Source organism: Ensifer sp. Root423 (assembly GCF_001426275.1).
GTDB classification, from domain to species: Bacteria; Pseudomonadota; Alphaproteobacteria; order Rhizobiales; family Rhizobiaceae; genus Ensifer; species Ensifer adhaerens.
In genome coordinates, this window is the sequence record NZ_LMEG01000014.1 from 84,067 (window position 1) to 107,959 (window position 23,893).

Sequence of the window (23,893 nt, forward strand, 5' to 3'; positions counted from 1 at the left end):
GTTTCGCCATAAGTCCGTCATCCCAACGGATTAATCAAATTTTCGCAACAGCGAATTAGGATCTCAGCCGCTGCCACTGGAGGTGGCGAGGAGCGGCTTGGTGCCGCACGAGGGTTTCGGGTTCGTCGATGGGTGGTGCGATTTCTCTGCTGGCCGTGAATTTCATCATCGCGCAGATCTTCACGGCCGCATTTCTCATCATTGCCGCAAAGAGCCGGCAGCGGCGTGCGGCGCTCTGGTGCGCTGCCGGATTTGCCGTCGCCTCGCTTGCAGCCGTCTGCGAAACGATCGTTCCCTTTTCCTCGACCCCGCGGCTCTTTGCCGTCAGCGCCTTTGCCTGCGTGCTCGGCGGCTTCTGTCTTCTGCGTTTTGGCCTCGGCCTTTTCTATCAAGTGCCGGTGCGCGTGCCGTTGCTCGGCGCCTTCTTCGTTGCCGGCGTTTCCCTGGACCTGGCGATCTACGACCTGCCGAGAGGCACCTGGGAGCATGCGATCCCGTACCAGGCGCCCTTTGTCGTGATCCAGGCGTGGACGGCATCGGTCGTCCTTCGCTCCGGCCGTCGCACCTTCTTTGACTGGCTGTTGTTCGGCCTGCTGGCGCTCTCGGCCGCCTACTACCTCGTAAAGATCTATGCCGCGGTCGTCGCAGGCTCGGGCGTAACGGCCCAGGACTATGTTTCCAGCCCGTTTGCGCTCATCTCGCAGGCGCTCGGTGCGATCCTCATCGTCGGCGCCGGCCTTGCCATGCTCGGCGCGATGGTCAAGGAGATTGTCGACGACGCGCAGGCGCGCTCGGAAATCGACCTGCTCTCCGGCCTCTACAATCGCCGTGGCTTCATCGAACGGGTCATGCCGCTCCTGCACGCCCGCACCACCCAGACGCCGGGAACAGTCATTCTCGCCGACCTCGATCGCTTCAAGTTGGTCAACGACACCTATGGCCACCTCACGGGCGACGAAGTCATTCGCCGATTCGCCCGGGTGCTGATGGACGTGATGCCCAACCGTGCCGTCGCCGGCCGTCTCGGCGGCGAAGAGTTCGCGGTGTTTCTGCCCTGCACGGACCTGTCGGAAGCGCGCGTCGTCGCCCACGGCATGCGTGCGGCGATCATGTCCCAGCAGATCGGCGGACTTCCGGAAGCAGCAAGGGTGACGGCGAGCTTCGGAGTCACGGCCGTCGGCATCGGCGAGGCGCTCGATCCGGTGATACAGCGCGCCGACGAGGCGCTCTATACGGCCAAGGCCAACGGTCGCAACCGTGTCGAATGTGCCGAAGCACCGACCACGGTCGTCAACCCAAGCGTTCCACACTGGATCGGGCGGTCATAGACGACCGGCGTCTAGGCGATGCATTTCTCTCGGAGAAACCGGAGGATGTCTTCGGTGAACTGGTGCGGGTTCTGCAGTATCGAAAAATGGCTGACCTCAGGCTGGATCAACAGGCCGGCCCCCGGAATGTTGTCGGCGATGAACAGCGTGTCGTCCCGTTTGATGGCTTCCTCATGGTCGCCATCCACCACCCAGACAGGGACCCGGATTTTCTGAAGGTCGCCGGCCGTGATGTTCGGCTGCGAAGTCCACATCGCCATCATCTCGTCGAAGAAGCGCTTAAATCCCCCTGGCGTCGACGACAGCAGGGCGTACTCTTCGCCCGTTCGCGCGATATAGGCGTTGAAGACGACGCTCATGGTAAAATCGTGTGTTCCGGATGGATTGCTGTTTGCCCCGAAGGAAAAGACACCGGCTATGAGATCGGGATGCCGCATCGCCAGCAGGAGCCCGATAATCGCGCCGTCGCTCCAGCCGATGATGACCGCCTTTGGCAACGTCAGGTGAGCCATCAGTGCCATGACATCGCCTGCCATGAGTTCATAGCTCATGCTCCCACCACCTCGGGAGCTGCGTCCGTGACCCCGGCTGTCCATCACGATGACCTGACAGGTTTTGGCGAGCTCCGTGACCTGAAGCCCCCAATAGTCGGAATTGCCGAGCCCGCCATGTAGCAAAATGACGGGAGCACCCGAACCATACACCGCGTGCCAGATCCTGGCGTCCGCGAGCTCGACAACACCCTCACGTCCGCCAGCCGGAAGCTGCGGAGTGGCGGGCAGGGTTAGCCACCTCGGCTCGCACGCCGACACATTCGACACCTGCGACATGGCTCCCTCCCGTGAATGCTGCTCGGCTCTGCCCCACCCAGACAGCCTAGACTTGCACTATACGCCGATCACACGGCGCTGAAACTCATCCTATCGGGTGAGAGTTGTTGCAGCCTTCGGGCGCACGACCATGGGGCGCATTTGTCCATAAAAAACGCCGCGCACCCGAAGGGGTACGCGGCGCTCCTGTACGTGGCCCGGGTTTTCAGCGAATACGCTTGGCGGCCGGCTCCGGTGTCAGTTCGCCGTTGAGGCGACGGTCGAGGTAGTCCTCGCATTCCGTCATCAGGCCTTCGACCTGGCCGTTGAAGAAGTGGTTGGCGCCGGGCACCGTCTTGTGGGTGATGAGAATGCCCTTCTGCGCCTTCAGCTTCTCGACGAGACCGTTGACGTCCTTTTCCGGCGCAACCTTGTCGGAATCACCATTGATGATCAGGCCCGAAGACGGGCAGGGCGCCAGGAACGAGAAGTCGTAGATGTTCGGCTGTGGCGCGACGGCCATGAAGCCTTCGATTTCCGGGCGGCGCATCAGGAGCTGCATACCGATCCAGGCACCGAAGGAATAGCCGGCAACCCAGCAGCTCTTCGAATCCGGATGCAGGCTCTGCACCCAGTCGAGCGCCGATGCCGCATCCGAAAGCTCGCCGGCGCCGTGGTCGAATTCGCCCTGGCTGCGACCGATGCCGCGGAAGTTGAACCGGAGCGTGGTGAAGCCGCGCTTCTGGAACATATAGAAGAGCTGGTAGACGATCTGGTTGTTCATCGTGCCGCCGAACTGCGGGTGCGGGTGCAGGATGATGGCGATCGGCGCGCTCTTCTGCTTCGAAGGCTGATAACGGCCTTCGAGGCGGCCGGCGGGTCCGTTGAAGATGATTTCGGGCATTGGCTCTCCGGGAGTGTTCCTGGTTCGAATCTTGGGTTCAGATCGCGATGAGTCTTGACGAAAGCAGTCAGCTTTTCTAAAACCTAGTTTAGAACCGTTCAAAACTTCTGTGCGGGCATTCCGCCTTGTGCTTCGTCTCATAAGGCAAGCGGCGCGGAAAATTCAAGGAAAATGCATCGCCAGAGGTTGCGGGCCTGTGACCTGTTGATCTAGCGAAGGAAATCATGTCGAGTTCACGCATCTATATGGACTGGAACGCCACGGCGCCGCTTCTGCCCGAAGCGCGCGAGGCTTGCCTGTCGGCGCTCGACCTCCTTGGCAACCCTTCTTCCGTTCACGGAGAGGGCCGCGCGTTGCGCACGTTGATCGAAAACGCCCGTCGCGACGTGGCAGTGCTCTGCGGCGCCAAGCCTGGCAGCGTCATCTTTACCAGCGGCGCCACGGAAGCGGCCAACCTGGTGCTTACGCCCGATTTCCGCATGGGCCGCACGCCGCTGAAGATCGGCCGGCTCTATGCCTCGGCGATCGAGCACCCGGCTGTGCGCGAAGGCGGACGCTTTCCGCGCGAAGCCCTCAGCGAAATCCCGGTGATTTCAGACGGCGTCGTCGATCTCCCGGTGCTGAGGGAGCTGTTATCCGCGCATGATCGCCAGCTCGGCTTGCCGATGGTTGCCGTCATGCTGGTCAACAACGAGACGGGCATCATCCAGCCGATCGCCGCGATCGCCGAGATCGTTCGCGCCCATGGCGGCATTCTCGTCGTCGACGCGGTGCAGGCCGCCGGCCGCGTGCCGCTTTCGATTGAAGACCTCGGCGCCGACTTCCTGATCGTCTCCTCGCACAAGATCGGCGGCCCGAAGGGCGCCGGCGCGCTGGTGGCGCGCGGCGAGGTTATGATGCCCGCACCGCTGATCCGCGGCGGCGGACAGGAAAAGGGGCACCGTTCCGGGACTGAAAATCCGGTGGCGATTGCCGGCTTTGCAGCAGCCGCCCGGAAGGTCGGCGAAGATGTCGGCCAACGAATAGGCGTGGTCACCGCGTTGCGCGACAAGCTCGAAGGCGAGATGCTGGCCGCGGCAACCGACGTGGTTATTCACGGCCGCGACGTTTCGCGCGTTGGCAACACGATCTTCTTCACGCTTCCTGGCCTCAAGGCCGAGACCGGGCAGATTGCCTTCGATCTCGAAGGTGTGGCGTTGTCGGCGGGTTCCGCCTGCTCCTCCGGCAAGGTCGGGCAGAGCCACGTGCTGACGGCGATGGGTTACGATCCGCGCCAGGGCGCACTTCGAATCTCGATCGGCGAGGGCACGACACAGGCTGATATCGACCGTTGCGCCACGGTCTTTGCAAAGGTAGCAGCAAGAAGACGAGCGCCCGGGCAAGCAGCCTGAGCGGAACGACCGGACGAAATTGCGGAAAAGCAATTTTCCGCTTGGCAAACAGGGTGAAAAGCGCCTTTTAGCCATTACATAAGCGGTGTGCCAAGCGCATCGTGTTGACAAGCTGCCGGACCTTGGATCCGGCAAGATTGGAGAACGACATGCCTGCCGTGCAGGAGACCATTGATCAGGTCCGTCAGATCGACGTTGACCAGTACAAATACGGTTTTGAGACGACCATCGAAGTCGAGAAGGCCCCGAAGGGTCTCTCGGAAGACATCATTCGCTTCATCTCCGAGAAGAAAAACGAGCCGGAATGGATGCTGGAATGGCGTCTTGAGGCCTATCGCCGCTGGCTGACGCTCGACGAGCCGACCTGGGCACGCGTCAGCTATCCGAAGATCGACTTCAACGAGATCTACTATTACGCCGCTCCCAAGGGCGTGACGGGCCCGAAGTCGCTCGACGAAGTCGATCCCGAGATCCTCAAGGTCTACGAAAAGCTCGGCATTCCGCTGAAGGAACAGGAAATCCTCGCCGGCGTACAGAAGTCGAAGATCGCCGTCGACGCCGTCTTCGACAGCGTCTCGGTCGTCACCACCTTCAAGGAAGAGTTGAAGAAGGCCGGCGTGATCTTCATGTCGATCTCCGAGGCGATCCGCGAGCACCCTGATCTCGTCAAGAAGTATCTCGGTTCCGTCGTTCCGACGACCGACAACTACTATGCGACGCTGAACTCCGCAGTCTTCACCGACGGCTCCTTCGTCTACGTGCCGAAGGGCGTTCGTTGCCCGATGGAACTGTCCACCTACTTCCGTATCAACGAGAAGAACACCGGCCAGTTCGAGCGCACGCTGATCATCTGCGAAGAGGGCGCCTACGTGTCCTATCTCGAAGGCTGCACCGCACCGCAGCGCGACGAGAACCAGCTTCATGCCGCCGTCGTCGAACTCGTTGCGCTCGATGACGCAGAGATCAAGTACTCGACGGTCCAGAACTGGTATCCGGGCGACAAGGAAGGCAAGGGCGGCATCTACAACTTTGTCACCAAGCGTGGCGATTGCCGTGGCAAGAACTCCAAGATCTCCTGGACGCAGGTCGAAACCGGTTCGGCGATTACCTGGAAGTATCCGTCCTGCATCCTGCGCGGCGACGGTTCGCGCGGCGAGTTCTACTCGATCGCGGTGTCCAACGGTCACCAGCAGATCGACAGTGGCACCAAGATGATCCACCTCGGCAAGAACACGTCGAGCCGCATCGTCTCCAAGGGTATTGCTGCCGGCGTCTCGGAAAACACCTATCGCGGCCAGGTTTCGGCCCACCGCAAGGCCGAGAATGCCCGCAACTTCACCCAGTGCGATTCGCTGCTGATCGGCGACAAGTGCGGCGCGCATACCGTTCCTTACATCGAGGCGAAGAACTCGACGGCACAGTTCGAGCACGAAGCCACGACGTCGAAGATTTCCGAGGACCAGCTGTTCTACTGCCAGCAGCGCGGCATCCCGACCGAAGCGGCGATCGCGCTGATCGTCAACGGCTTCGTCAAGGAAGTCATCCAGGAACTGCCGATGGAATTCGCCGTCGAAGCGCAGAAGCTGATCGGCATCTCGCTTGAAGGCTCGGTGGGCTAAGGCCCTGGACTGAAAATTGAATGGCGCGCACCGAGAGTTTGCGCGCGAACGAACGTTCGTTTCCCAAGAGGACGATAGAAATGCTTGAAATCAAGAACCTGCACGCCCGCATCGCCGAAGACGGCACCGAGATCATCCGCGGCCTGAACCTGACCGTGAAGGCCGGCGAAGTTGCCGCCATCATGGGCCCGAACGGCTCCGGCAAGTCGACGCTCTCCTACATCCTGTCGGGCCGCGAAGATTACGAAGTCACCGAAGGCGACATCCTCTACAACGGCGAAAGCATCCTGGAACTCGACGCGTCCGAGCGTGCGGCCAAGGGCATCTTCCTTGCCTTCCAGTACCCGGTCGAAATCCCGGGCGTTGCCACCATGCAGTTCCTGAAGGTGGCGATGAACGAACAGCGCAAGTATCGCGGTGAAGACGAGCTGACGACGCCGGAATTCATGCGCCGCGTCAAGGAAGCCGCTGCCGAGCTGAAGATCGCACCGGAAATGCTGCGTCGCCCGCTCAACGTCGGCTTCTCCGGCGGTGAGAAGAAGCGCGCCGAAATCCTGCAGATGTCGCTGCTCCAGCCGAAGCTTTGCGTGCTCGACGAAACCGACTCCGGCCTCGACATCGATGCGCTGAAGATCGTCGCCGACGGCGTCAACGCCCTGCGTTCGCCGGATCGCGCCGTCGTCGTCATCACCCACTACCAGCGCCTGCTCGACTACATCGTGCCCGACACGGTGCACGTCCTCTACAAGGGCCAGGTGATCAAGTCGGGCGACAAGACGCTGGCGCACGAACTCGAAGCCAACGGCTACGCGGATATCATCGAGGCCGCAGCTTAGAGCCTGTTGAAGGAGTGTTCGAATGAATATGCAACAGGCAATCAAGATGACGGCGGCCGAGACGGCGCTCGTCGACGCCTATACCGCGCAGATCGGCGATCTGCCGGGTGACGGTTCGGTGCTTTCGGTTCGCGACACGCTGGTGCACGAACTGAGGACTGCGGGTCTGCCGACCCGCCGTGTCGAATCCTGGCACTACACCGACCTGCGCACGCTGCTGCGCGCGGTGCCGGCTACCGATCCGACGGCTTTTGCCGATCGCGTCGACGCGCTGGTTCCGGGCTCGACGGTGTTTTCGGTCCGAAACGGCCAGGCCGAGGTCAAGGGCAACCTTCCCGAGGGCGTGACGGTCCGTTCCTATGTCGACAGCCTGCTCGACGGTTCGGCCACGGCTGGCCTCGCTGTGCTCGGCTTTGACGACGCGATCGGCCGCATCAACGGCGGTCTCGTGCGCGGCGGTCTCGAAATCGCCGTCGGCGATGATGCAACGGTCGAAAATCCGCTGGAAATTCAGCTGGTACAGAGTGTCGGCCAGGCGCATACGCGCTTCCCGGTGACGTTCGGCGCCAACGCCAAGGCAACCGTGATCGAGCGGCATCTGTCGACCAAAGACGGCGAGAGCTTCGTCTCCTCCGTTAGCGACATTACGCTCGCCGACGGTGCCGATGTCATCTGGATCATCCTGCAGCAGCAGGGCGCTGCCGATACCCATCTCGGCCAGATCCGCTTCGACCTCGGCAAGAATGCCAAGCTGCATCTCTTCGTGATCAACGCCGGCGGCAAGCTGGTGCGCCAGGAGATCCATGGCAAGACGAGCGGCGAGGGTGCGGATTTCAAACTGCGCGGCATCAACCTGCTCGGCGGCGAGAGCCACACGGACGTGACCTTCACGCTCGGCCACAACGTACCGCACACCACGTCGACGGAGATCATCCGCAACGTCGTGTTCGATCGTGCCAAGGGCGTGTTCCAGGGCAAGATCCTGGTTGCCAAGGACGCGCAGAAGACCGACGCGAAGATGGCATGCAACACGCTGCTTCTATCCGACGACGCCGATCTCTCGGCGAAGCCTGAGCTGGAGATCTTCGCCGACGACGTGCAGTGCGGCCACGGTGCGACGGTTGCCGATATCGACCACACGCAGCTCTTCTACCTGATGGCGCGCGGTGTTCCGGAAAACAAGGCTCGGGCCATGCTCGTCAATGCCTTTGTTGCCGAGATCGTCGAAGAGCTGGAAGATGACGAGGCGCTGGTCGAGGCGCTGGAAGAGGTCATCTCGACCTGGCTCGACAAGCACGCCTGACGGGCTGTCTGCGTAATTCCTTAAATCGGCGTCGATTTGGGGTAAAATTGCGCGGGACTTCAACATGTTGCAGTGCGCTTAGCGCGTCCTCAGGGACGCGCGGCGACGTGGCGAAATTGGATTGAAGACATGGAACACTCTGTACCGGTGCCCGCCTACGACGTCGAAACGATCCGCAAGGATTTTCCGATCCTGTCGAAAACCGTCTACGGCAAGCCGCTCGTCTATCTCGACAACGGCGCATCGGCACAGAAGCCACAGGTCGTGATCGATGCGATCTCCCATGCCTATTCCAACGAATACGCCAACGTCCATCGCGGCCTGCATTTCCTGTCGAATGCCGCGACGGAAGCCTATGAGGCGGCACGCGAAAAGGTGCGCCGCTTCCTCAATGCCCCGTCGGTCGACAACGTCATCTTCACCAAGTCTTCGACCGAGGCGATCAACACGGTCGCCTATGGCTACGGCATGCCGAAGCTCGGCGAGGGCGACGAGATCGTGCTGTCGATCATGGAGCACCACTCCAACATCGTTCCCTGGCATTTCATCCGCGAACGCCAGGGCGCCAAGCTCGTCTGGATCCCGGTCGATGACGACGGCGCGTTGCACGTCGAAGATTTCGTCAAGTGCCTGACGGACAAGACCAAGCTCATCGCCATCACCCATATGTCGAATGCGCTCGGAACCGTTGTTCCGGTCAAGGAAATCTGCCGCATCGCCCGCGAGCGCGGCATCCCTGTACTCGTCGACGGCAGCCAGGGCGCCGTGCACATGCCAGTCGACGTCCAGGACATCGATTGCGACTGGTACGTGATGACCGGCCACAAGCTCTACGGCCCCTCCGGTGTCGGTGTGCTCTACGGCAAGACGGACCGGCTGAAGGAGATGCGACCGTTCCTCGGCGGCGGTGAGATGATCGAGGTGGTGACCGAGGATTATGTTACCTACAACGATCCGCCGCACCGCTTCGAGGCCGGCACGCCCCCGATCGTGCAGGCAATCGGCCTTGGCTATGCGCTCGATTACATGGACAAGCTTGGTCGTGCAGCGATCCAGGCGCATGAAGCCGATCTGACGGCCTATGCGCGCGAGCGCCTCTCGTCGGTCAATTCGCTGCGGGTCTTCGGCAACACGCCCGACAAGGGTAGCATTTTCGCCTTCGAGCTTGCCGGCATTCATTCGCACGATGTGTCGATGGTAATCGACCGTGCCGGTGTCGCTGTTCGCGCCGGTACCCATTGCGCCCAGCCGCTCTTGAAACGTTTCGGCGTGACCTCCACATGCCGTGCATCCTTCGGGCTCTACAACACACGGGCCGAGGTCGATGCGCTGGTCGACGCGCTGGAGCATGCACGAAAGTTCTTCGCCTAAGAAATTTGTAAAAAGTTCAGGGATTTATCCCAATCTGCTGAACCACTAGAGAAAGTCCAGGAGGCCGACATGAGCCTTGATGCAACGGAAGAAAAGGTCGACGTCCGCGAGGGCATCGTGCATTCGGCGATCCCAACCGAAGAGATTGCGCGCCTCAGCGACGACATCATCGCGGCGCTGAAGACCGTCTACGACCCGGAAATCCCGGCCGACATCTTCGAACTCGGTCTCATCTACAAGATCGACATCGAAGACGACCGCATGGTCAAGATCGACATGACGCTGACAGCACCCGGCTGCCCGGTGGCGGGCGAGATGCCGGGCTGGGTCGAGAACGCCGTCGGCGCCGTCGAGGGCGTCTCGGGTGTGGAGGTCAAAATGACCTTCGATCCGCCGTGGACGCCGGACCGGATGTCCGAGGAAGCACAGGTCGCCGTCGGGTGGTACTGAGCCTCGCGTATTGATCCGTTAAGGCACGGATACTACATTTGATTCTGTAAGGCGCCGGGCCTTTACCCCGGTGACGACAAGGAGAATGAGCCCATGGGCTTTGCCGTGATGAGCCTGACCGATGCTGCTGCCGGCCGCGTGCGCGCGATCGTCGAGAATTCCGGCGCCGATGCCAAGGGCATTCGCGTCGGCATCAAGAAGGGTGGCTGCGCCGGCATGGAATATGCCGTCGATCTCGTGACCGAGCCGAACCCCAAGGACGACCTGATCGAGCATCAGGGCGCCAAGGTCTGGATTGCGCCGGAAGCCGTGCTCTATCTGCTCGGCACGCAGATGGATTTCGAAGTGACGACGCTGCGCTCCGGATTCACCTTCCACAATCCCAACCAGACATCCGCCTGCGGATGTGGCGAATCGGTCGAGCTGAAGCCGGCCGATCTGGCCGCACTTGCGGCACAGGGTGACGCCGTAGTGCGCGCCAACTGAGTTTTACCATTCCTTCAATTGAATAGGTCGGCCCGGTTTTCGCCGGGCCTTTTTTCTGCTGAGATACACATCTATGGAATAGGGAGAGGGACATGGCGGCGTTGAACGAAGATCTCGTCTTCAAGGCGCTCTACGAAACGTTTCCCGATCCCGTGATCATCATCGACGCCGAGCGTATCATCCGTTCCGCGAACAATGCAGCACTTCGCCAGTTCGGTTATCCGTCCGCGGAGTTCATCGACAGATCCGTGCGCCTGATCTACGCGACCGATGCGGAATATGCCAAGCGCCTGCAGAACCGGGCGGCGCGCGTGGACGAAACCGCCCCCCGGACTTCGAACTATCTTTATATCAGGCGTGACGGCTCGACATTCTCCGGGCATCTGCGCACCACGCCCCTGATCAACGACCAAGGCGAAGAACTGGCGCTTATCGGTATCATCAGAGACGTTTCGGACCTGACCGAAGCGGTGAGCGAACGGCAGAAGGCTTCCGAGATGCTGAATGCGGCCCTCGAAGCAATGCCTGAAGGCTTTGCCATCTTCGACAGGGAGGAACGGCTGGTCGTCTATAACAGGGCCTATCAGGCGATCTGCGGGCCTGCCGGTCCGGCACTCAAGCCCGGCATCACCGCCGAGGAAATCCTGCTCTTGGCGCGCCAGGGCGGTCACTACCCGGACGCCTTGCCGGGCACGCGCGAAGGCAACGAATGGATCGCCTCGCGTCTGCGCGATTTCCGCTATCCGGACGGAAAGCCGAAGATCCACCGCTATGCCGACGACCGCTGGCTGAGGGTGGAGAACATCAAGGCCAAGGATGGCAACACGGTCGTCGCGCGTGTCGATGTCACGGATCTGAAGCGCGCCGAGCTCGCGCTCGAGCGGCAACGGCAGGAACTGGAACACAAGAACGAGGCGCTCGATCAGTTCACCGCCACCGTCTCCCACGATCTCAAGGCGCCGCTTCGGCACATCTCGATGTTCTCCGAGATGATCGAAGACGACCTCAAGGCAGGCAATCAGACCGAACTTGCGGAAAATGCCCGGCACCTGCGCGACAGCGTCCGGCGCATGAACCGCGTGGTCGACAGCCTGCTCGACTATGCGCAGATCGCGCATCGCATCACCGACTGGACCCAGGTGCGGCTGAGCGACGTCGTCTCGGAGACGCTGACGATTCTCGCCGGTGACGCAAACGACGCAAACGCAACCTTCGAGGTAGGCCCACTGCCGGAACTGGAAGGGGATCCCGAGCTGCTGCGCCGCCTGGTCCAGAACCTCGTCGGCAATGCGATCAAGTACCGGCACGCCGACCGCCCCCCGGTCATCCGCATCCACGGCAGCGTTTTGCACCAAACGGTGGAACTGGTCGTAGAGGACAACGGCATCGGCATCGATCCGCGGTTTGCGACGCGCATCTTCGAAGTGTTCCAGCGGCTGCACAAGGATGAAACGGTCTATGGCGGCACGGGAATCGGCTTGTCGCTCGCCAAACGCATCGCCGAAAGCCATGGCGGTTCGATCTGCCTTGACACGAGCTTCCGAGAAGGCGCACGTTTCATCGTGTTGCTTCCGAGGTGGCTGAGGAAGGCGAAGTAGGGCGGAACAAGGTGACCTCGACGCCAAAGCGATTGCTCTTGGTGGAAGACGACGCGCACGATGCGCGTTTCGTGATGCGCGCCTTTGCCCAGATCGACAAATCGATCGAACTCGTCCTGGTGACCGACGCGGACGAGGCCGTGGAACAGCTCTCCAGCGGGCACTTCGACTACATGCTGATGGATATCAAGCTGCCCGGCAGCGATGGGATCGAGCTCCTAAGGCGCGTGCGCAAGAGCCGTGCCACTGCGCTCATCCCGATCATCGTGCTGACGTCCTCGATCAATCCGGCCGACGTGCTTCACTGCTACGGTGCCGGCGCCAATGCCTATGCGGCAAAGCCGTCTTCGGTCATCGAATATCGTCGCTTCGCCGAGGCGTTCATTCGCTTCTGGGTCGAAAGCACAATCCTGCCACCGGGCATGAGCGCGCGCCGATAGGCCAGCTGTCTTCACGCGATCGGTAATACACGCCACGTTTTTTTGGGGAATGGGGTCGAGCGCACAGGCGCGCATCCGTCCGGGCGCAGCCGCGCCGGAGAAAACAACCGGCGGAGCATTGCTGCTCCGCCGGTCGATGTCGTTACTCTGCGGCTTCCGCGTAGCTTTCGAGCGGCGGGCAGGTGCAGACGAGGTTGCGGTCACCGAAGACGTTGTCGACACGATTGACCGGCGACCAGTACTTGTCGACCCGGAAGGCGCCCGGCGGGTAGCAGGCCTGCTCGCGCGAATAGGGGCGATCCCATTCGCCGACCAGGTCTTCGACCGTGTGCGGAGCGTTCTTCAGCGGGTTATTGGTCTTGTCCATGCGACCTTCCTCGATCGCACGGGCTTCCTCGCGGATGGCAAGCATTGCCTCGCAGAATCGGTCGATCTCGGCCTTGGTTTCCGATTCGGTCGGCTCGATCATCAGAGTTCCGGCAACCGGCCAGCTCATGGTCGGGGCGTGAAAACCGCAGTCGATCAGGCGCTTGGCGACGTCGTCAACGGTCACGCCGGCGCTTTCGACCAGCGGGCGGGTGTCGATGATGCATTCATGCGCGACACGCCCCTTCGACGACTTGTAGAGCACCTCGTAGGCGCCCTTGAGCCTTGCTGCAATGTAGTTGGCGTTGAGGATCGCCACCTTCGTCGCCTGGGTCAGGCCTTCGCCACCCATCATCAGGCAGTAGCTCCAGGAGATCGGCAGGATCGAGGCCGAACCGAAGGGAGCCGCCGAAACCGCGCCGTCCTGGCCGTCCGTTTCCGGGTGGCCGGGCAGGTATGGCGCCAAATGCGCCTTGACGCCGATCGGGCCCATGCCGGGACCGCCGCCGCCGTGCGGAATGCAGAAGGTCTTGTGCAGGTTGAGATGGCTGACGTCGGAGCCGATGTCGCCGGGGCGGGCAAGGCCGACCATGGCGTTCATGTTGGCGCCGTCCATGTAGACCTGGCCACCGTGCTTGTGCACGATCTCGCAGACCTCACGCACATTCTCCTCGAACACGCCGTGCGTCGAAGGATAGGTGATCATGCAGCACGAGAGATTGTCGGCATACTGCTCGGCTTTCGCACGGAAATCTTCCATGTCGATGTCGCCGTTTTCGCTGACCTTGATGACGACCACCTTCATGCCGGCCATCTGGGCCGACGCAGGGTTGGTGCCGTGCGCCGAGGTCGGGATCAGGCAGACGTCGCGATGGGCGTTGCCCTGCGCAAGGTGGTATGCACGGATCGTCAGGAGACCGGCATATTCGCCCTGTGCACCGGAGTTCGGCTGCATGGAGATCGCGTCATAGCCGGTGACGGCGCAGAGCTTCTCCGACAGGTCTTCGATCATGTGCTGGTAGCCAGCCGCCTGATCCTTCGGCACGAAGGGATGGATCTCCGAGAATTCCGGCCAGGTGATCGGCAGCATCTCGGCGGTCGCGTTCAGCTTCATCGTGCACGAGCCGAGCGGGATCATCGCCCGATCGAGCGCCAGGTCGCGGTCCGACAGACGGCGGATGTAGCGCGTCATCTCGCTTTCGGCGCGGTTCATATGGAAGATCGGGTGCATCAGGTATTCGCTGGTGCGCAGCAGCGGCTGCGGCAGGCGGTAACCCGGCTCGAACTCTTCCACCTTGAAGTCGCCACCGAAGGCGCGCCAGACGGCTTCGAGCGTGACGGGGCGCGAGCGCTCGTCGAGGCTGATGCCGATCTTGGTCTCGCCGATCTTGCGCAGGTTCACTTCCTCGGCGACCGCGGTCTTGAGGATGATGCCCTGCAGCTTGCCGACTTCGACGGTGATCGTGTCGAAAAACACATCGGGCTCGACCGTGTAGCCGAGCTTTTCGAGACCCATGGCGAGACGAACGGTCTTCTGGTGAACGCTCTGGGCGATCGCCTTGATGCCCTTCGGTCCATGGAAGACGGCGTACATCGAGGCCATGACGGCGAGCAGAACCTGCGCGGTGCAGATGTTCGACGTCGCCTTTTCGCGGCGGATGTGCTGTTCGCGGGTCTGCAGCGACAGGCGGTAGGCGCGGTTGCCGCGCGCGTCGACCGAGACGCCGACGAGACGGCCGGGCATCGAGCGCTTGTGTGCATCCTTGACGGCCATATAGGCCGCATGCGGACCCCCATAGCCGACCGGAACGCCGAAGCGCTGGGTGCAGCCGATGGCGATATCGGCGCCCATTTCGCCAGGCGACTTCAGAAGCGCCAGCGCCAGCGGATCGGCGGCAACGGTCGCGATAGCGCCAGTCTGGTGCAGGCGGGCAATCAGGCCGGTGAAGTCGTTCACATGGCCGTAGGTGCCCGGATACTGGAAGATCGCGCCGAAGACGTCGACCGGATCGAGATCGGCGAAGGGATTGCCGATGACAATCTGCCAGCCGAGCGGCTCGGCGCGGGTCTTCAGAAGCGCGATCGTCTGCGGATGGCAGTTTTCGTCGACGAAGAAGGACTTGGCCTTCGACTTCGAGACGCGCTCGGCCATCGCCATCGCTTCAGCGGCTGCGGTCGCTTCATCGAGAAGCGACGCGTTGGCAACGTCGAGGCCAGTCAGGTCGCAGACCATGGTCTGGTAGTTGAGCAGCGCTTCGAGGCGGCCCTGGCTGATTTCCGGCTGGTAGGGCGTATAGGCCGTGTACCAGGCCGGGTTTTCCAGGATGTTGCGCTGGATGACCGGTGGCGTGATCGTGCCGTAGTAGCCCTGGCCGATCAGCGACACGAGCTTCTGGTTGCGGTTGGCCGTTTCGCGCATCTTGTCGAGCGCCTCGCGCTCGGTCATCGGCGCGCCCCAGGCAAGCGGCGTTTTCTGGCGGATCGACGGCGGCACGGTGTCATCGATCAGCGCATCGAGCGTCGGGTAACCGACGACCTTCAGCATCTCGTCCATTTCGGCCGGCGACGGGCCGATATGACGCCGATTGGCGAAGTCATACGGCTTGTAGTCCGTAAAGGTGAAATCCTTGGGCATGCTCATCAGGCGACGAGCTCCTTGTAGGCCGCTTCCTCGAGGAGGGCATCGGCATCGCTGGGGTTGGCAAGCTTCAGCTTGAAGAACCAGGCAGCACCCTGCGGGTCGCTGTTGACGAGCGACGGGTCGTCGACGATCGCCTGGTTCACTTCGACGATTTCGCCGTCAAGCGGACAATAGACGTCGGAAGCTGCCTTGACGGATTCGACGGTGGCGGCGCTATCGCCCTTGGCAAAGTTCGAGCCGGTTTCCGGCAGTTCAACGAAGACGAGATCGCCGAGCTGGCCGGCGGCATGCTCGGTGATGCCGACGGTTGCGACACCAGCTTCGATCTTCAGCCACTCGTGTTCCTCAGTGAACTTCAACATGTGCGCTCTCTCCTGATCAGCGTTTGTAGGTTTGTTTGACGAAGGGAAGGGCGGCGACCGCCACCGGCAGGTACTTGCCGCGCACTTCCGCAAAAAGGGTGGTGCCGTTCTCGATATGGCCGGCATCGACATAGCCCATGGCGACCGGGCCATCGACCGAGGGGCCGAAGCCACCCGAGGTCACCTGGCCGACCGGGGTCTTGCCCTCGGCATCGGCAAAGAGGTTAGCGCCGCCGCGAACCGGCGCGCGTCCCTCGGGCTTCAGGCCGACGCGGCGGCGCGAGGCGCCAGCGGCGAACTGGCCGAGGATACGATCGGCACCGGGGAAACCACCTTCGCGGGCGCCACCGGCGCGGCGCGCCTTCTGCAGTGCCCATTCGAGCGCCCCTTCGACCGGGGTCGTGGCGGTGTCGATGTCGTTGCCATAGAGACAAAGACCGGCTTCAAGGCGCAGCGAATCGCGGGCGCCAAGGCCGATCGGCTTCACATCGGGATGTTCGAGCAGGCGTTGGGTAACATCGACGGCGGAGGCAACGGGAATGGAGATCTCGAAACCGTCTTCGCCGGTATAGCCCGAGCGGGAAATGATGCAGGTGACGTCATGCAGGTCGGCTTCGGCGACGTCCATGAAGCGCATGGCGGAGACATCAGCCCAGAGTTCGCCGAGCACGGCTTCGGCGTGCGGGCCCTGAAGCGCGATCAGCGCGCGATCGTCGAGCATCGTCACGTCGCAGGTATCGGAGAGACCGGCCTTCAGGAGCTCGAAGTCGGCGTCCTTGCAGGCGGCGTTGACGACGAGGAAGAGATGGTCGCCGCGGTTGGTGATCATCAGGTCGTCGAGGATACCGCCTTCGGCATTGGTGAAGAGGCCATAACGCTGGCGGCCCTCGGCAAGGCCGAGCACATCGACCGGCACCAGCTTTTCGAGCGCCAGGGCCGCGTCCTCGATCTTGCCGGACTTCGGCCGAACGATGACCTGGCCCATATGCGATACATCGAAGAGACCGGCAGCAACACGGGTGTGCTGGTGTTCCTTCATCACGCCATCGGGGTACTGCACCGGCATGTCGTAACCGGCAAAGGGTACCATGCGGGCGCCCAGCGAAAGGTGCAGCGCATGCAGCGGCGTCTGTTTCAAATGAGGATTGTTTTCCAAATCCGGCCTCCAGGTCTGGCGCTCCCGCGCCGGCTCACACTTCCGGCGTCAATCGCCGTCGATTCGAGCCCCCTCTGTCCCTTTGCCTGAGATTGTTATCCCTTCGGCGAGCGTAAAACGCTTCTCTCCAGAGTCCTACCGGCACCTTGCTGGTCCTTTGGCCTGAGAGTTTCCGGGGCGGTTGCTCCTTCGGCACCGGAGTGAACCGGCTTCTCCCAACAAGATCGTCTCCAGATAACGGCGAAGGCCAGAGCTTGGCAAGGGGGCGGTGTCGCGCCGAAACACATTTTTGTCGCATGACCAAAAGACGCAGCCGGGCAGGGTGCGGCAATTCTGCCTTTGCATTCTTCTCCGGTTGAGGATAACCCAAGACAGATACCGGGGATAACCATGACAGGGCGCGACGGAAAATTCGGGATAGCAGTGCGGCTGATCGCCGTCTTTGCGCTCGTTTTCCTGACCTTTGCCCACAAGCCGCTCAGCGCCAAGAGCCTGAGCCCGGCTGAAATTTCCGCCTATCAATTGCCTGACGGAACGATCGCCGAAATCTGCTTCGGCATGGATGGCGTCGACCACGAAAGCGGCAAGGGCCAGGCGATGGCCCCGGTCTGCGAGGCCTGCCGTCTTTCGGGCTCTATCCTGCTGCCGGCTCCGCCAACCGAGAGCGTTCGCGCCGAAACGGGCGCGTGGCAGGTTTCGACAGCTGTCGCTGAATACGCGACACCCCATCAGCATCTGCGGTTGCTGCCGCCTTCGCGCGGGCCTCCGGCGCGTTCGTAATTCTCCTCTCGCATCCCAATACAATTTGCCGCGTTCAAGCGGCTTGGACCACCGGACATCGGGCAAAGCCCGGCGCGTGGTCAGGAGATTACGACATGACAAAGACCAGGATCGTTTCGCTTTCGCTCGGCCTTACCCTTGCCGCAAGCGGCATCGCCCACGCCCATGCCACCTTCGAGAAAGACACGGCGCCGGTGGAGACCACCTTCAAGGCGGTGCTGCAGGTTCCGCATGGCTGCGACGGCAAGCCGACGACGGAAGTACAGATCAAGCTGCCGGAAGGCTTCGTCTTCGCCCAACCGCAGCCGAAGCCCGGCTGGGAAATCGAGATCATCAAGGGCGATTACCAGAAGACCTATGACAATCACGGCAAGAAGGTCTCGTCCGGCCCACTGGAGATCCGGTGGAAGGGCGGCAATCTTCCCAACGAATACTACGACACCTTTGTCGTGCGCGGTAAAGTCTCGGGCTTCGACAAGGAGACTGTGCTGGCCTTCCCGACCACGCAGCTTTGCGGCACCGAAGGCAAGGTCGTCTGGGACCAGGTGGCTGCCGAGGGCCAGAACGCACATGACCTGAAAAGCCCGGCACCGACCGTAACGGTGACGATGGCCGATGCCGCCGATCCGCACGCCGGCCATGGCGGACATATGGCTGCGGCCGGCGGCTCGGCGAAGGTCGGCGATCTCGATATCTCCGGTGGCTCGGTGAAGGCCATGCTGCCGGGCGCCAAGGTCGGCGGCGGCTTCCTGACGATCAAGAACGGTGGGGCAGGTGAAGACCGGCTCGTTGCTGTCGAGAGCCCTGCGGCCGCGCGTGTCGAGATCCACGAGATGAAGATGGAAAACGACGTGATGCGGATGCGCAAGCTCGACGACGGCGTGGCATTGCCGGCCGGCGAAACGGTGGAGCTCAAGGCCGGCGGCCTGCACCTGATGTTCATGGACGTGAAGACGCCCTTCAAGGAAGGCGATACGGTTCCCGTCACGCTCGTCTTCGAAAAGGCCGGCAAGGTCGATGCGACGTTCCCGGTCGGCTCGGCCAAGGGCGGTGAGGCAGCCGGCGGCCAAAAGCATCATTGACCCGAGAAACTGCGATTCCGCCTCAGGCGGCGTCGCTTTCATCCTCCTGGCCGGCGGGCTCATCCTGCCGGCCTTCGTTTTCCTGCTTCTCGGAACCACCGTCGTCATCGCGCATGAATTCGAGATAGCGGCGCAGGGCTTCGGCTTCCGAGCGCTCCGGCAGACGGCCGTCGGCCGTGGCTAGCATGAAGGAGAGGGGCAGGGCGCCTTTGGTCTTCGGGATCGAGACCGGCGTCAACTTGGGCTCTTCGGTGCGCCGCGCCGAGAGCAACGTGATCGCTTCATCGGTCGGACCGTCGCCGCGCACACGTGCAGACGGCTTCAGCGCTTCTGCCGCATAAGCCGCCGTCGTTGCGGATACTGTGACGACCTGTGTCACGTTTTCTCTGCCTTCCCGTTAGCAATCCATTCTTGTCGCTCAGTTTCACCTGAAGGCGGGTAAAAACTGGTGGTTGCATTTTAGGAAAACTCTAACGATGGTCACTGCGACCGGTGCGAAGCGGGCCGGAACACCACTAATACTTGCGCGATCGCTAAAGTTAAAACACACTCGTTCTAATAGAAACGGGGAGGCTGTCATGACTGAGCGAAGCATGCTGGAATTCAGGGTGCGGGCCCTTTATCTCGCCCGCGATGTCAACGACCTCGACACCATGATGGCGCAACTTGATCCGGACTTCAGCTTCCGCATCGTGGGAAGCGGCAGGCTCGGCACGATGGCACTGGCCGTCAACACGCCGGAAACAGTGCGCGACAGTTTCACGACGCTCGTCAAGAACTGGGACCTGAGCGAGATGGAGATGGTCGGCTGCTATGCCGATGGCGATACCGTCATCGTCCACCGCGCCGGCTTTGTTCGCTTCATCCCGTCGCAGACCCGCGAGCGAACCGAGATCATCGACAAGTTCACGTTCCGGGACGATCGGATCGTCGACCTTACGGAGTTCGTCGATACCCTGTTTGTCGCCGAAACGGTCGGGCTGCTGAACGAGCCGGCCGTCGCCTAATCCTCCTCGGCGCTCGACAAGATGAGCTTTTGAACCGCCGGCTCCTGGGAGCGAATGGCGTTCATCAACACCGCTAGGCGACCCCGTAGGCTGTGGACCTGGTCGAGCAGTTGCATGGCCACGTCGACGCCGTTGTCATTGACCCCCATGGGGCCCGTCAGATCCTGGATCAGACGCGCGCGCGCAAGGTCGGCATCCTCGAACAGCCAGCCGGCGTCAGCCTCCTGGGGCATCAGCCAGCGCTGCTCGACCCAGATGCGCAGAACCTTGACCTCGATATCGAGATGTTCGCAAAATTCACAGTCGTTCATAGGTCATCCTCCCATGCCCTTGCGCGGATCTTCCGTCTTGCCGGCGGCCCAGCCTTCGACGAAGGCGGAAAGCGCCGGGTCGGGGGCCTGCGGCAGCACGATCTTCAGGCTGACATAAGCATCGCCATGGCCACCGCCCGGCTTGTGCAGTCCCTTGCCCTTCAGCCGCAGTGTCTTGCCCGTGTTGGTGTGCGGAGCAATCGAAATGTTCACGGCACCATCGATCGTCGGAACGCGGATCTTGCCGCCGAGCACGGCCTCGCTCAGCGATATCGGCACCTCGTAGCGCACGTCGTCACCATCCGTGGCAAAGAGCGGATGCGGGCGGACGCGAATGTCGATCAGCGCGTCGCCGGCCGGTGCGCCGTCGCGACCCGGTTCTCCCTTGCCGCGCAGCCTCAGCGTCTGGCCATCGCGCGTGCCGGGCGGAATGGTCAGGTCGAGCGCCGGTCCGCCGCCGGGCAGGGTGATCTGGGTCTTGGTGCCGTTCGCCGCGTCGAGAAATGCGATCTCCATCGAGAAATGGGTATCGCGACCGCGCTGGCGCTGCTGCTGCCCGCCCGCGCGCCGTGAAAAGAAGCTCGAAAAGATATCGTCCGCTTCGGCAAAATCAGAAAAGCCATGCGCGCTTTCGTAACGTGCCCCCGCATCGCCTGATTGGGCATAGTCGCGGTAGTAGTGCCGGGGCGGCGTTTCCGCTCCGGTCCCGTCGATCTCTCCGCGGTCGTATTTTCCGCGTTTGTCTTCGTCTCCAAGCAAGGAATAGGCCGCTGAAACCGCCTTGAAGCGGTCCTCCGCGCCCTTGTCTCCCGGATTGAGATCCGGGTGCAGCTTCTTGGCAAGCTTGCGATAGGCGCTCTGGATGTCCTTTTGCGTCGCGTCGCGGCTGACACCGAGCGTTTCGTATGGGCTCGTCATGCGATCTCCTTTGGGCGAGCGCGGATCGACCACGTTCCCCGAGCCTTGCCGGGCCGGCGCGTGCGTCTTCAATCGCTCGCCTAAAAGCATAGAGCAGATTTGCGCCCGCAACAGGGGCGAGACGCCGCGCGAACTCCACCATTTCGCGAATGAGAGCGGTCTGCTACAATCCGCCGCGCAAATGCACGCTTAAGGGGCGTAGCGCCCCGAAGCTTCGGGAGGTCGAAATGTCCGTCCGCCTGCAACTCGCGATCATGGTCGGCCTGATGATCAACGCCATCGTGTTCGCCATCGGGATCCTGATCGTTCTGTCGGTACCGGCCCTCACGGCCAACGCCAAATATGCGATCCCGATCGTGGTCGTCAGCTGTTTCCTCGTCACGCCGTTCATCGCCTGGATCATGGCGCCGCGACTTCGGCTGCAGTACTGGAGAGAGCGCGAACAGACCAACCGGCAGCGCCCGATCTAGGCGACCTTTTCATCCATTGTTGACCGTGTCCGGATTGCCGCCCCATAGCGGGCGGCAATCGTTGAAGATTGCATCTTCAACGATCATAGATTTTGTTATACCACCATTTTAGTACTTGTTTTCTAACCGGCTCCGCCTCAGATTCTCCCAAGTCTCAAGGACATAGCCGGCATGCAGGCCAGAAGGGGACTTCATGAGAACGATCGTATTGTTGCTTGCGCTCACCACGCTGGCCGCCTGTTCACAAACCTACAATGGTCCGCCGCGGGTCGTCGGCGGTGATGGCGACTACTACCAGGGCATCGTCGCGCCGCGGTAGGTGCCGGCGTCAGAATCGGTCATCGGGCGATCGCTCGGCGGGGCATGCCGGTCAGGTCTCGGCCTTGAGTGCGTGCCGGGATGGGGCTGATCAAGTCCGATCGTCTTTCCACGTCCAGCTGCCATCCTCCCGGCAATCCAGGAAGGCGCCGTAAAGGTCGCGTGTATCGCCTTCCTCGCCGTTGTTGATGCAGGTGATCGAACTCTGGCGGAGAAGGCTCAGGGTGTTGCGCAAGGCCTCACGACCAAGCGTTGCCTCGATCCGGTCGAGAAACACATACCGTGGCCTGGCGAGAAGCACCTTGGCGAGGGCCAGGAGCTGCTGGTCGCCCAAGGACATATCCCGATCCTGTTCCTTCTCCAGCCCCTCGGCGCCATCGGCGAGCCCATCGAGACCGAGGCTGCGCAAGACATTGAGCACCTGGCTATCGGAGATGCCTTCGGAACTTCCAGGCGGCAGAAGATATTGCCGAAGAGGACCCGGCGGCAGATAGGGTCGTTGCGGCAGAAACATCAGACTTTCCGGGCGCTCGATCCGCCCGGTGCCGGGGGTCGGAATTCCCGCGGTGGCCCGGAAGAGCGCAGCCCCCGCGGCCGCATGCGGCCCTGAGATCAGCACAGGCGTTCCCATTGGGATCGACAGCGACAGATCGCGAAGCAATGGGTGGGTGACTGCCGATCCCAGCGTTACCTGGTCAAAGGCCAGATCGCCGTCTTGCTTCACCAGTTCGATGCTCGAGACGCTGCTTTTTCGGCTTTCCTCGATCGCCTCCAGCAAGGCGCTCAGTCGAGAAACGACGACGGCGAAATTCGAGATCGAGTTGAACTGCCTGACGATCAGCGAGAATGCGCCGACAAGCATGGCGAAGGCTGCACCTGATTGGGTAATCACCCCAAACTCGATTTCGCCGCGCATGAAAGCCGGAGCGATGATCAAATCCGGGATGATCTGGATCATCCAGTTGTAGCCGCTGGTAAAAAAGGCCAGGTTGCGATTGACGGCGGTAATCGTCAGGATGTTGACGACCAAGGCATCGAGGCGATCTAGCAATCGCGTCTTCTGCTGCCCCTCGACGCTGGTCACCATCACCGCTTCTGCGTTTTCGCGCAGGTGCATGAGGCTCGACCTCAAGTTCGCCTCCCTGTCGAGCCGCTCATAGTTCAGGCCGATCAGCGGCCGACCGAGCACGATCGTCATATACGAGCCGCAGGCGGCATAGAAAACAGCGACGACAAACAGCAGCGGGCTGATCGACCAGAGCACGCCTGAGAACGTCACCACCGTCAGCGTGCTGCTGAACAGCATGATGATGTAGGAAAGCGTGGTGACGGTGAACGCCTGGATGTCCTCCGATATCCGCTGGTCCGGATTGCTTAGCGTCCCCGAGACTTCCACGCGATAATAGGTCTCCTCCTCCAAATAGAGATCGACGGCGCGTCTCGTCATGAATTCACGCCACAGCAGCGCCAGCCGTTCTTCGACAAAACGTGCGATAACACCGGTGACGGTGAGAACGGCAAAGACGCAGACGTAGAAAACCGCTTGCTGAATGAACTCGTTCATCTGGCGCTCGGCGATCGCCGTCATAAAGTTTCGGCCGACGTAGTTGTTGACGACGTTGAGGCCGTTCAGACCGAAAAGCAGCGCAATAAGCCCGGCAAACATCAACTTGGCACGGCCTCCGACCTCGGAGGTCAGCAGCATCCGGACAGCCCGTGCGAAGCGAAGTGCGGTTGTTCTGATCGGCACTGGCTGGCTGTCCATCAGAGTACCTTTGTTGCTTTGGCCGTCAGAGCCAGCCGCCGGAGAAGCCTGCCCGTCGCAATCCCACCACCATCGGCTCGCAGCGGCGCATGATGTTCCACAGCAGGCCGGTCCTGTAGTTCTCGATCATCAGCACCACGGGGCCTTGGTCGATGCCGAAATGATAGGGGCTGACCCACCAG

The 23,893-nt window shown here is 61.8% G+C and carries 25 protein-coding genes and 1 riboswitch; of the genes, 15 read left to right on the forward strand and 10 right to left on the reverse strand.

What is annotated here, in order from left to right; genetic code table 11:
* The first annotated feature begins 128 nt into the window (after positions 1 to 128).
* The gene (locus ASD01_RS15670; RefSeq protein ID WP_034794350.1) at positions 129 to 1,328 is read left to right on the forward strand and encodes a GGDEF domain-containing protein; all 1,200 of its coding nucleotides are present in this window, start codon (positions 129 to 131) and stop codon (positions 1,326 to 1,328) included.
* An 11-nt stretch (positions 1,329 to 1,339) separates the two neighbouring features.
* Here ASD01_RS15670 and ASD01_RS15675 read toward each other — a convergent pair whose 3' ends face one another.
* Together ASD01_RS15675 and ASD01_RS15680 are read right to left on the reverse strand one after the other, a co-directional pair.
* Positions 1,340 to 2,158 carry an alpha/beta fold hydrolase gene (locus tag ASD01_RS15675; protein ID WP_034794347.1) on the reverse strand — a complete coding sequence of 273 codons (819 nt, stop codon included), beginning with the start codon at positions 2,156 to 2,158 and terminating at the stop codon, positions 1,340 to 1,342.
* A gap of 205 nt (positions 2,159 to 2,363) precedes the next feature.
* Positions 2,364 to 3,041, reverse strand: a complete 678-nt coding sequence (locus ASD01_RS15680) for an alpha/beta hydrolase (protein ID WP_034794344.1) — start codon at positions 3,039 to 3,041, stop codon at positions 2,364 to 2,366.
* Between the two features lie 224 nt (positions 3,042 to 3,265).
* Here ASD01_RS15680 and ASD01_RS15685 point away from each other — a divergent pair, with 224 nt between their 5' ends.
* From ASD01_RS15685 to ASD01_RS15725, 9 genes are all read left to right on the forward strand, one after another.
* On the forward strand, positions 3,266 to 4,432 hold the full coding sequence (locus ASD01_RS15685; protein ID WP_034794341.1) for a cysteine desulfurase family protein: 1,167 nt from the start codon (positions 3,266 to 3,268) through the stop codon (positions 4,430 to 4,432).
* A 149-nt stretch (positions 4,433 to 4,581) separates the two neighbouring features.
* Positions 4,582 to 6,051 carry a Fe-S cluster assembly protein SufB gene (gene sufB, locus ASD01_RS15690; protein ID WP_034794338.1) on the forward strand — a complete coding sequence of 490 codons (1,470 nt, stop codon included), beginning with the start codon at positions 4,582 to 4,584 and terminating at the stop codon, positions 6,049 to 6,051.
* 80 nt (positions 6,052 to 6,131) lie between these two features.
* Positions 6,132 to 6,887, forward strand: a complete 756-nt coding sequence (gene sufC, locus ASD01_RS15695) for a Fe-S cluster assembly ATPase SufC (protein ID WP_034794631.1) — start codon at positions 6,132 to 6,134, stop codon at positions 6,885 to 6,887.
* A gap of 22 nt (positions 6,888 to 6,909) precedes the next feature.
* Complete coding sequence (gene sufD, locus ASD01_RS15700; RefSeq protein WP_034794325.1) at positions 6,910 to 8,190, forward strand: Fe-S cluster assembly protein SufD; 1,281 nt, start codon at positions 6,910 to 6,912, stop codon at positions 8,188 to 8,190.
* 129 nt (positions 8,191 to 8,319) lie between these two features.
* Positions 8,320 to 9,561: a cysteine desulfurase gene (locus tag ASD01_RS15705; RefSeq protein WP_034794323.1), complete on the forward strand. Its 1,242-nt coding sequence runs from the start codon at positions 8,320 to 8,322 to the stop codon at positions 9,559 to 9,561.
* Between the two features lie 69 nt (positions 9,562 to 9,630).
* The gene (locus tag ASD01_RS15710) at positions 9,631 to 10,011 is read left to right on the forward strand and encodes an SUF system Fe-S cluster assembly protein (protein WP_034794321.1); all 381 of its coding nucleotides are present in this window, start codon (positions 9,631 to 9,633) and stop codon (positions 10,009 to 10,011) included.
* A gap of 93 nt (positions 10,012 to 10,104) precedes the next feature.
* Positions 10,105 to 10,497 carry a Fe-S cluster assembly scaffold SufA gene (gene sufA / locus ASD01_RS15715; protein ID WP_034794319.1) on the forward strand — a complete coding sequence of 131 codons (393 nt, stop codon included), beginning with the start codon at positions 10,105 to 10,107 and terminating at the stop codon, positions 10,495 to 10,497.
* Positions 10,498 to 10,589: 92 nt separating this feature from the next.
* Positions 10,590 to 12,095 (forward strand): sensor histidine kinase, encoded by a 1,506-nt coding sequence (locus ASD01_RS15720; RefSeq protein WP_051659306.1) that lies wholly within the window; start codon positions 10,590 to 10,592, stop codon positions 12,093 to 12,095.
* An 11-nt stretch (positions 12,096 to 12,106) separates the two neighbouring features.
* Entirely contained in the window at positions 12,107 to 12,535 is a 429-nt protein-coding gene (locus tag ASD01_RS15725; RefSeq protein WP_127889067.1) for a response regulator, read from the forward strand.
* A gap of 142 nt (positions 12,536 to 12,677) precedes the next feature.
* On the opposite strand, the gene gcvP is transcribed toward ASD01_RS15725, so the two are convergent.
* The 3 genes from gcvP to gcvT are packed head-to-tail and all read right to left on the reverse strand — an operon-like array spanning position 12,678 to position 17,060.
* Complete coding sequence (gene gcvP / locus ASD01_RS15730) at positions 12,678 to 15,542, reverse strand: aminomethyl-transferring glycine dehydrogenase (protein WP_034794312.1); 2,865 nt, start codon at positions 15,540 to 15,542, stop codon at positions 12,678 to 12,680.
* On the reverse strand, positions 15,542 to 15,904 hold the full coding sequence (gene gcvH / locus ASD01_RS15735; RefSeq protein ID WP_034794310.1) for a glycine cleavage system protein GcvH: 363 nt from the start codon (positions 15,902 to 15,904) through the stop codon (positions 15,542 to 15,544). The genes gcvP and gcvH overlap by 1 nt, the downstream gene beginning before the upstream one ends.
* A 16-nt stretch (positions 15,905 to 15,920) precedes the next feature.
* Positions 15,921 to 17,060, reverse strand: a complete 1,140-nt coding sequence (gcvT, locus tag ASD01_RS15740; RefSeq protein ID WP_034794307.1) for a glycine cleavage system aminomethyltransferase GcvT — start codon at positions 17,058 to 17,060, stop codon at positions 15,921 to 15,923.
* A 140-nt stretch (positions 17,061 to 17,200) separates the two neighbouring features.
* Positions 17,201 to 17,288: riboswitch (glycine riboswitch) on the reverse strand.
* A 162-nt stretch (positions 17,289 to 17,450) separates the two neighbouring features.
* On the opposite strand from gcvT, the gene ASD01_RS15745 reads away from it, so the two are divergent.
* Together ASD01_RS15745 and ASD01_RS15750 are read left to right on the forward strand one after the other, a co-directional pair.
* On the forward strand, positions 17,451 to 17,840 hold the full coding sequence (locus ASD01_RS15745) for a hypothetical protein (RefSeq protein WP_034794303.1): 390 nt from the start codon (positions 17,451 to 17,453) through the stop codon (positions 17,838 to 17,840).
* A gap of 95 nt (positions 17,841 to 17,935) precedes the next feature.
* On the forward strand, positions 17,936 to 18,922 hold the full coding sequence (locus ASD01_RS15750) for a copper chaperone PCu(A)C (RefSeq protein ID WP_034794300.1): 987 nt from the start codon (positions 17,936 to 17,938) through the stop codon (positions 18,920 to 18,922).
* A gap of 22 nt (positions 18,923 to 18,944) precedes the next feature.
* On the opposite strand, the gene ASD01_RS15755 is transcribed toward ASD01_RS15750, so the two are convergent.
* Positions 18,945 to 19,301, reverse strand: coding sequence for a hypothetical protein (locus ASD01_RS15755; RefSeq protein ID WP_034794298.1), 357 nt, complete (start codon positions 19,299 to 19,301; stop codon positions 18,945 to 18,947).
* 199 nt (positions 19,302 to 19,500) lie between these two features.
* Here ASD01_RS15755 and ASD01_RS15760 point away from each other — a divergent pair, with 199 nt between their 5' ends.
* Positions 19,501 to 19,929: a nuclear transport factor 2 family protein gene (locus ASD01_RS15760; RefSeq protein WP_034794296.1), complete on the forward strand. Its 429-nt coding sequence runs from the start codon at positions 19,501 to 19,503 to the stop codon at positions 19,927 to 19,929.
* Here ASD01_RS15760 and ASD01_RS15765 read toward each other — a convergent pair.
* Positions 19,926 to 20,240: a chaperone modulator CbpM gene (locus tag ASD01_RS15765; RefSeq protein WP_034794294.1), complete on the reverse strand. Its 315-nt coding sequence runs from the start codon at positions 20,238 to 20,240 to the stop codon at positions 19,926 to 19,928. The two genes, ASD01_RS15760 and ASD01_RS15765, sit on opposite strands and share 4 nt — an antisense overlap.
* A gap of 3 nt (positions 20,241 to 20,243) precedes the next feature.
* Positions 20,244 to 21,158, reverse strand: a complete 915-nt coding sequence (locus ASD01_RS15770; protein ID WP_060528803.1) for a DnaJ C-terminal domain-containing protein — start codon at positions 21,156 to 21,158, stop codon at positions 20,244 to 20,246.
* 227 nt (positions 21,159 to 21,385) lie between these two features.
* On the opposite strand from ASD01_RS15770, the gene ASD01_RS15775 reads away from it, so the two are divergent.
* Both ASD01_RS15775 and ASD01_RS37255 read left to right on the forward strand, forming a co-directional pair.
* Positions 21,386 to 21,628, forward strand: coding sequence for a hypothetical protein (locus ASD01_RS15775; protein ID WP_034794289.1), 243 nt, complete (start codon positions 21,386 to 21,388; stop codon positions 21,626 to 21,628).
* A 193-nt stretch (positions 21,629 to 21,821) separates the two neighbouring features.
* Positions 21,822 to 21,947, forward strand: a complete 126-nt coding sequence (locus ASD01_RS37255) for a hypothetical protein (RefSeq protein ID WP_255380881.1) — start codon at positions 21,822 to 21,824, stop codon at positions 21,945 to 21,947.
* A gap of 90 nt (positions 21,948 to 22,037) precedes the next feature.
* On the opposite strand, the gene ASD01_RS15780 is transcribed toward ASD01_RS37255, so the two are convergent.
* Positions 22,038 to 23,711, reverse strand: a complete 1,674-nt coding sequence (locus ASD01_RS15780) for an ABC transporter ATP-binding protein/permease (RefSeq protein WP_034794286.1) — start codon at positions 23,709 to 23,711, stop codon at positions 22,038 to 22,040.
* A gap of 25 nt (positions 23,712 to 23,736) precedes the next feature.
* Positions 23,737 to 23,893: glucoamylase family protein (locus tag ASD01_RS37260; RefSeq protein ID WP_280138780.1), on the reverse strand; the 157-nt coding region annotated here is incomplete at its 5' end.